Consider the following 7,383-nt stretch of genomic DNA (forward strand, 5'->3'; position numbering starts at 1 on the left):
AACGACTCCAGGAATAGCGGAGAATTCGTGATCTACGCCTTCTATACGAATAGAAGTGATTGCATAACCTTCTAATGAAGATAAAAGCACTCTTCTTAAAGCGTTACCAACGGTTAATCCATATCCAGGTTCCAAAGGGCGAAATTCAAATTTCCCTTCGAAATCGGTTGAATCAATCATTATAACTTTATCGGGCTTCTGAAAATTTAGTATTGCCATATTACGACTTCTGTGAATTATTATTTCGAATATAATTCGACGATGAATTGTTCATTTATGTTTTCCGGAATCTGAATACGTCCGGGTACTGAAACAAAAGTACCTTGTTTTGTTTCGTTATTCCAGGTAATCCATTCGTATACACTGCTAGAATTAGCTAGTGAATCCTGGATAGCCTGTAAAGATTTTGATTTTTCACGAACACCTACAACATCACCCGCTTTCAATTGGTAAGAAGGTATGTTTACCAAATCTCCGTTTACCGTAATGTGTCTGTGAGATACAAATTGTCTTGCTGCTCTTCTAGAAGGGGCAATACCCATTCTAAATACTACGTTATCAAGACGTGATTCACAAAGTTGAAGTAAAACCTCACCAGTAATCCCCTGCGCTCTAGTAGCTTTTTTAAACATATTACTAAACTGACGCTCAAGGATACCGTAAGTATACTTTGCTTTTTGCTTTTCCATTAACTGGATAGCATATTCAGATTTTTTACCGCGACGACGGTTGTTACCGTGTTGTCCCGGAGGATAATTTCTTTTTTCGAAAGACTTATCGTCTCCAAAAATAGCTTCTCCGAACTTTCGGGCTATTTTAGTCTTTGGACCAGTATATCTTGCCATTAACTTTGAATTTAGAAGAAAGGGATTATGAATTAAGGTCTCTGTCCTTCGATAATCTTAACTCCTCTCTTATTTATTTATACTTATTATTAAACTCTACGTCTCTTAGGAGGACGACATCCGTTGTGTGGTAGTGGAGTAACATCAATAATTTCAGTTACTTCAATCCCGTTGTTATGAAGCGAACGAATAGCAGATTCTCTACCATTCCCCGGCCCTTTAACGTAAACTTTAACTTTGCGCAAACCAGCTTCGTGAGCTACTTTAGACGCGTCTTCTGCAGCTAACTGGGCAGCATAAGGAGTATTCTTTTTAGAACCTCTAAAACCCATTTTTCCTGCAGATGACCAAGCAATAACGTCACCCTTTTTATTAGTAAGGGAAACAATAATGTTATTGAAAGAAGCCGTAACGTGCGCTTGCCCTACGGACTCAACGGTTACTTTACGCTTTTTTTGAACTGTCTTCTTTGCCATATTAATTACTATTTAGTCGCTTTCTTCTTGTTAGCAACTGTTTTTCTTCTACCTTTTCTGGTTCTTGAGTTATTTTTGGTTCTCTGCCCTCTAAGTGGTAAACCACTTCTGTGACGAATACCTCTATAGCATCCAATATCCATTAGACGCTTAATACTCATTTGAACTTCTGTACGTAATTCTCCTTCGATTGTAAATTCACCAACAGCTTCACGAATACGACCAATTTCTTCATCGTCCCAATCTGAAACTTTTTTGCTTTCATCTACTTTGGCCTGGCTAAGGATCTTTTGAGCCCTGCTTTTACCAATTCCGAAGATATAGGTCAATGCTATAACTCCTCGCTTTTGTTTAGGTATATCTACCCCTGCAATTCTTGCCATAATTAGCCTTGTCTTTGTTTAAATCTAGGATTCTTTTTGTTAATTACGTAAAGGCGCCCTTTTCTGCGAACTATCTTACAGTCGGCACTTCTTTTCTTTACTGATGCTCTAACTTTCATCTCTTTAGTTTTTTACAATTCACTGATCTTGAAATATGCTCAAAATCAGGATTTCAGCATTCATAAATTTTTCAGGTTGCAAAAGTACTGAAAATTTTACAAATAGCTCAAATTACTTTTAGTATCTGTATGTTATACGAGCCTTACTTAGATCGTAAGGGCTCATTTCCAGTTTTACTTTATCTCCAGGCAACAATTTAATGTAGTGCATACGCATTTTCCCAGAGATGTGAGCTGTCACAACGTGACCATTTTCCAATTCTACACGGAACATTGCATTAGATAATGCTTCTATAATTGTTCCGTCTTGTTCTATTGCCGGTTGTTTTGCCATAATTAAGCTACTGCTTTTCTGTTTTTACCTGTTTTCATTAATCCGTCGTAATGTCTATTCAGCAAGTAAGAGTTTACTTGTTGCATAGTATCTATTGCAACTCCAACCATAATTAAAAGCGAGGTTCCTCCAAAAAACAATGCCCATCCTTGTTGCACACCTAAGAGTTGCACCACAATCGCTGGGAACACAGCAATAAGTGCAAGGAAAATAGATCCTGGCAAGGTAATTTGAGACATAATTCTATCTAAAAACTCAGCGGTTTCAGTTCCGGGACGAATGCCTGGAATAAATCCTCCACTTCGTTTTAGATCATCAGCCATTTTGTTGGTAGGTACAGTAATCGCGGTATAGAAGTAGGTAAACACAATAATTAAAAGTGCAAATACTACATTATACCAAAATCCGAATATATCGCTAAAAGCCGCGGTAACCCCTTGTGCAGCATCAGAATCTGATAATCCTGCCACAGCAGCCGGGATAAACATAATAGCTTGAGCAAATATAATTGGCATTACACCTGAAGCATTAAGCTTAAGTGGAATGTACTGTCTAGATCCAAATACGTTTTTCTCGTAACCCCCAGAGGCGGTTCTTCTGGCATATTGCACCGGGATTTGACGCACGGCCATAACCAACATTACCGAAGCAAGAATAATAGCGAACCAAATTACCAATTCAATAAGAATCATAATAAGGCCTCCATTAGATTCAAATACTCTGGAAGCAAATTCCTGAATAAATGCCTGTGGCAAGGTAGCAATAATACCAACCATAATTAATAGCGAAATACCATTACCAATACCTTTATCGGTTATCTTTTCACCCAGCCACATTGCAAAAATGGTTCCTGTAGTAAGGATAACCACTGCTGAAGCCACAAATGTCACAGTGTCACCTAATAAAAAGGCTTGCTGCGGAAGTGTAGCAAAAAGGTTATAGATATAACCAGGTCCCTGCACCAGGGTAATTGCAATTGTTAACCAACGAGTGATTTGATTGATCTTACGCCTACCGCTCTCTCCTTCTTTTTGAAGTTTTTGCAGGTAAGGTATCGCAATACCCATAAGCTGCACCACAATCGAAGCCGAGATATATGGCATAATTCCCAATGCAAAAACAGAAGCATTAGAAAAAGCTCCTCCTGTAAATGCATTTAGGAGGCCTAAAAGGCCACCATCGGTTTGACTAGCAAGATTAGTTAATTGCGAGGCATCTATTCCGGGAAGCACAACTTGCGCTCCAAAACGATAGACCAACAATAGACCGAGGGTAACTAAAATTCTATTTTTTAGTTCCTCGATCTTCCAAATATTTTTAATAGTATTGATGAATTTCATTTGGCTATCTATTATAAAGTAACAACTTCACCTCCAGCAGCTTCTATAGCTTCTTTTGCTGAGGCAGTAAATTTATGAACAGATATTTTCAACTTTGCCTTTAATTCACCTCTACCTAATATCTTAACTGGTTCGTTTTTACTTACAAGACCATTAGCGATCAAAGTATCAACATCTACAGTATCTTTAATTTTACCTTCATCAACCAAACGTTGCAAAGTATCAAGATTTACACCTTGATAAGCTACACGATTTCTGTTAGTGAAACCAAATTTTGGAACACGGCGTTGAAGTGGCATCTGCCCACCTTCAAAACCTATCTTCTTGGAGTAACCAGAACGAGACTTAGCCCCTTTGTGACCACGAGTGGCAGTACCACCTTTTCCTGATCCTTCTCCACGGCCAACACGCTTGTTGTTACTCTTAACTGAACCTTTTGCAGGTTTTAAGTTATTTAATTCCATGTGAATTTATTATTTTGTTTCTTCTACAGAAACTAAATGTTTAACTTTATTTACCATACCAAGGATGTTTGGCGTATCGTTATGCTCTACCGTCTGGCCAATTTTCTTAAGACCAAGAGACTCTAAAACCAATTTCTGGTTTTTAGATCGGTTAATAGCACTTTTTACTTTTGTAACTTTTATCTTTCCCATCGTTCTCCTTGATTTATCCTTTAAAAACCTTTTCTAATGAAATACCACGTTGTTTAGCAACAGTATCAGCACTTCTTAATTGAAGTAGTGCATCAAAAGTAGCTTTCACTACGTTGTGTGGGTTTGAAGACCCCTGGTTTTTAGAAAGTACGTCGTGTACACCAACAGATTCCAGTACGGCACGAATTGCACCACCGGCAATAATCCCGGTACCAGTTGCAGCAGGTAGCAAAAGAACTCTTGCACCACCATACTTACCTTTCTGTTCGTGAGGAAGGCTTCCTTTATGCAAAGGAATACGCACTAAATTCTTTTTTGCATCTTCCACAGCTTTAGAGATAGCGTCAGCAACTTCTTTAGATTTCCCTAAACCTTGCCCTACAACACCATTCTCATCTCCTACTACTACGATAGCAGAAAATCCAAAAGCTCTACCACCTTTGGTTACTTTGGTCACACGCTGTACTCCTACCAAACGGTCTTTTAATTCAAGTCCGCCCGGTTTTACATGTTCTACGTTTTTATAATCTTGATACATAATTTTCTAGAATTTTAGTCCTCCTTCTCGAGCACCTTCTGCTAATGATTTAACTCTTCCGTGATACAGGTAACCACTTCTATCAAAAGAAATAGTTTCTACACCGGCCTTTAAAGCTTTTTCAGCAAGGGCTTTACCAACCAATTCTGCTTGCTTGGATTTATTTCCTTCTGCTGTTACACCTTTATCTCTCGAAGAGGCTGCAGCCAGGGTTTTTCCTTCTACATCATCTATAATTTGAGCATAAATTTCTTTATTACTTCTAAATACAGATAATCTTGGACGGCTAGCGGTACCCGTAATTGACTTACGAACACGCTTTCTTATCTTATTTCGTCTATCTTGTTTTGAAACTGCCATATCTAAACTTTATTAAGCTGATTTACCTGCTTTTCTACGTAATTGTTCTCCAACATACTTAATACCTTTTCCTTTGTAAGGCTCTGGAGCTCTGAAGGAACGTATTTTAGCAGCTATTTGGCCCACAAGTTGCTTGTCATAAGAAGTCAATTTCACAACAGGATTCTTACCTTTTTCTGAAATTGTTTCCACCTGAACTTCCGGTGCCAAATCTATTACAATATTATGGGAAAACCCAACGGCCAAATCTAATTTTTGTCCCTGGTTAGTTGCTCTATATCCAACTCCTACCAGTTCCAATGATTTAGTGTATCCGTTAGAAACTCCTTCAATCATATTGTTTATCAAAGCACGGTATAAACCGTGTTTTGCTTTTTGATCACTTTTCTCTGAAGAACGTTCAAAAGTAATTACGCCATCTTCAATTTTCACATCAATGTCGCTAACTTCCTGCTTAAGTTCTCCTAATTTTCCTTTTACCGTTACAATATTACCTTTAAGGTCTACAGTTACACCTTCAGGAATTGTAATTGGGCTTTTACCTATTCTTGACATTTCTTTAGTCTTTTAAGTATTAGTAAACGTAACACAATACTTCACCACCAACTTTCTCGGCTTTAGCTTGCTTCCCGGTCATTACACCGTGAGAAGTAGAAACTATAGCGATACCAAGACCATTAAGGATACGTGGCAATTCATTAGCGCCGGCATACTTACGTAAACCAGGTTTACTTATTCTTTGAATATCTTTAATTACAGGTTCTTTAGTGATTTTATCATACTTAAGGGCAATTTTAATTGTCCCCTGAGCAGTAGCATCATCAAACTTGTAACTAAGAATATATCCCTGATCGAATAATATTTTTGTTATCTCCCTTTTAAGGTTAGAAGCTGGTATCTCTACCACCCTGTGGTTTGCGGCCACAGCGTTCCTAACTCTTGTCAAATAATCTGCAATAGGATCTGTATTCATCTATAATAATTTGCGGATGTGGTTTTCTAACCGACTATCGGTAGAACCTGCAACCAATTTATAATTTTACCAACTAGCTTTTCTAACTCCAGGAATTAATCCTTTGTTAGCCATTTCTCTAAACATTACACGAGAAAGACCAAACTGTCTCATGTATCCTTTTGGCCTACCAGTTAGTTTACAACGGTTATGCAAACGTACAGGAGAAGAATTTTTTGGTAATTTTTGTAGTGCTTCCCAATCGCCAGCTTCTTTCAAAGCTTCACGTTTTTCAGCATACTTCTTTACCATTTTTTGTCTCTTCACCTCACGGGCTTTCATTGATTCTTTAGCCATAATTAATTCTTTTTAAAAGGTAATCCTAGTTCGGTTAACAATGATTTAGCTTCCTTATCGGTTTTGGCAGTGGTTACAAAGGTAATATCCATACCATTGATACGGTTTACTTTATCAATATCGATCTCTGGAAAGATGATTTGTTCAGTAACACCTAAATTGTAATTTCCTCTACCATCAAAACCATTAGCTTTAATCCCGTTAAAATCACGAACACGTGGAAGTGCTGATGTGATTAAACGATCTAGAAATTCGTACATTCTATATCCTCGCAAAGTAACTTTTGCCCCAATTGGCATTCCTTTACGAAGCTTGAATGAAGCAACATCCTTTTTAGAAATGGTTTGCACCGCTTTTTGACCTGTAATTGTTGTAAGTTCATCTACAGCATGGTCAATTAGCTTTTTATCTGCTACAGCTGCACCAACGCCACGGCTCAAAACTATTTTTTCAAGTTTTGGGATCTCCATTACGTTAGCATAGCTAAATTCTTCTTTTAATGCAGGCTTAATTCGCTCTGCATATTCTGCTCTAAGTCTTGGTACGTATGCCATAACTAAATTACTTCATTAGATTTTTTGGAAAATCTTACTTTCTTTCCATCCTCTTCTTTATATCCAACTCTGGTAGTATTACCATCTTTGTCTAACAAAGAAAGGTTAGAAATATGAATAGGAGCTTCTTTCTTTACAATACCACCTTGTGGGTTAGATGCACTTGGCTTCTCATGTTTTGAGATAGTGTTCACACCTTCCACGATGGCTTTATTCTTTTCTATGAGTACTTTTTGAACTTTGCCTTCCTGACCTTTGTGGTCTCCAGCAATAACTCTAACAGTATCTCCAGATTTTATCTTAAGCTTTCTCATCTTTTTAATGTATTAAAGCACTTCTGGTGCCAATGATACAATTTTCATGAATTGCTTATCACGAAGTTCTCTCGCAACCGGTCCAAATACACGAGTTCCGCGCATTTCTCCAGTAGGGTTTAGCAATACACAAGCATTATCATCAAAACGGATAT

The 7,383-nt window shown here is 37.7% G+C and carries 16 protein-coding genes and 1 pseudogene; all 17 read right to left on the minus strand.

The annotated features are described in order from the left end of the window. Window positions 1–219, minus strand: a pseudogene (locus tag R3333_RS10840) (DNA-directed RNA polymerase subunit alpha); the annotation flags it as partial. Window positions 220–239: 20 nt separating this feature from the next. Further along, a complete protein-coding gene (gene rpsD / locus R3333_RS10845; RefSeq protein ID WP_318958815.1) occupies window positions 240–845 on the minus strand; it encodes a 30S ribosomal protein S4 in 606 nt (201 codons plus the stop codon). Window positions 846–934: 89 nt separating this feature from the next. Beyond that, window positions 935–1,321, minus strand: coding sequence for a 30S ribosomal protein S11 (gene rpsK, locus R3333_RS10850; protein ID WP_037319270.1), 387 nt, complete (start codon window positions 1,319–1,321; stop codon window positions 935–937). An 8-nt stretch (window positions 1,322–1,329) separates the two neighbouring features. Then, entirely contained in the window at window positions 1,330–1,704 is a 375-nt protein-coding gene (gene rpsM, locus R3333_RS10855) for a 30S ribosomal protein S13 (RefSeq protein ID WP_057482220.1), read from the minus strand. Window positions 1,705–1,706: 2 nt separating this feature from the next. Then, window positions 1,707–1,823 carry a type B 50S ribosomal protein L36 gene (gene ykgO, locus R3333_RS10860; protein WP_013305171.1) on the minus strand — a complete coding sequence of 39 codons (117 nt, stop codon included), beginning with the start codon at window positions 1,821–1,823 and terminating at the stop codon, window positions 1,707–1,709. A 118-nt stretch (window positions 1,824–1,941) separates the two neighbouring features. After that, window positions 1,942–2,157 (minus strand): translation initiation factor IF-1, encoded by a 216-nt coding sequence (infA, locus tag R3333_RS10865; protein WP_013073244.1) that lies wholly within the window; start codon window positions 2,155–2,157, stop codon window positions 1,942–1,944. A 2-nt stretch (window positions 2,158–2,159) separates the two neighbouring features. Next, window positions 2,160–3,497 (minus strand): preprotein translocase subunit SecY, encoded by a 1,338-nt coding sequence (secY, locus tag R3333_RS10870; RefSeq protein WP_057482221.1) that lies wholly within the window; start codon window positions 3,495–3,497, stop codon window positions 2,160–2,162. Window positions 3,498–3,508: 11 nt separating this feature from the next. Then, window positions 3,509–3,961: a 50S ribosomal protein L15 gene (rplO, locus tag R3333_RS10875; protein WP_225573163.1), complete on the minus strand. Its 453-nt coding sequence runs from the start codon at window positions 3,959–3,961 to the stop codon at window positions 3,509–3,511. 9 nt (window positions 3,962–3,970) lie between these two features. After that, window positions 3,971–4,153: a 50S ribosomal protein L30 gene (rpmD, locus tag R3333_RS10880; protein ID WP_037319259.1), complete on the minus strand. Its 183-nt coding sequence runs from the start codon at window positions 4,151–4,153 to the stop codon at window positions 3,971–3,973. A gap of 13 nt (window positions 4,154–4,166) precedes the next feature. After that, the gene (rpsE, locus tag R3333_RS10885; RefSeq protein ID WP_037319256.1) at window positions 4,167–4,691 is read right to left on the minus strand and encodes a 30S ribosomal protein S5; all 525 of its coding nucleotides are present in this window, start codon (window positions 4,689–4,691) and stop codon (window positions 4,167–4,169) included. Window positions 4,692–4,697: 6 nt separating this feature from the next. Then, entirely contained in the window at window positions 4,698–5,051 is a 354-nt protein-coding gene (rplR, locus tag R3333_RS10890; protein WP_057482223.1) for a 50S ribosomal protein L18, read from the minus strand. A 12-nt stretch (window positions 5,052–5,063) separates the two neighbouring features. Then, window positions 5,064–5,606: a 50S ribosomal protein L6 gene (gene rplF / locus R3333_RS10895; RefSeq protein ID WP_057482224.1), complete on the minus strand. Its 543-nt coding sequence runs from the start codon at window positions 5,604–5,606 to the stop codon at window positions 5,064–5,066. Between the two features lie 19 nt (window positions 5,607–5,625). Continuing rightward, entirely contained in the window at window positions 5,626–6,024 is a 399-nt protein-coding gene (gene rpsH / locus R3333_RS10900; RefSeq protein WP_070053713.1) for a 30S ribosomal protein S8, read from the minus strand. 66 nt (window positions 6,025–6,090) lie between these two features. Further along, entirely contained in the window at window positions 6,091–6,360 is a 270-nt protein-coding gene (rpsN, locus tag R3333_RS10905) for a 30S ribosomal protein S14 (RefSeq protein ID WP_057482226.1), read from the minus strand. Window positions 6,361–6,362: 2 nt separating this feature from the next. Next, window positions 6,363–6,914 (minus strand): 50S ribosomal protein L5, encoded by a 552-nt coding sequence (gene rplE, locus R3333_RS10910; protein ID WP_057482227.1) that lies wholly within the window; start codon window positions 6,912–6,914, stop codon window positions 6,363–6,365. 2 nt (window positions 6,915–6,916) lie between these two features. Further along, the gene (rplX, locus tag R3333_RS10915; RefSeq protein WP_037319242.1) at window positions 6,917–7,228 is read right to left on the minus strand and encodes a 50S ribosomal protein L24; all 312 of its coding nucleotides are present in this window, start codon (window positions 7,226–7,228) and stop codon (window positions 6,917–6,919) included. 12 nt (window positions 7,229–7,240) lie between these two features. Next, window positions 7,241–7,383, minus strand: a 143-nt coding sequence (locus tag R3333_RS10920) for an uL14 family ribosomal protein (protein ID WP_318958816.1), incomplete at its 5' end; no start/stop codon positions are given.

The sequence above is a fragment of the Lishizhenia sp. genome, from assembly GCF_033720595.1.
GTDB lineage: Bacteria > Bacteroidota > Bacteroidia > Flavobacteriales_D > Crocinitomicaceae > Lishizhenia.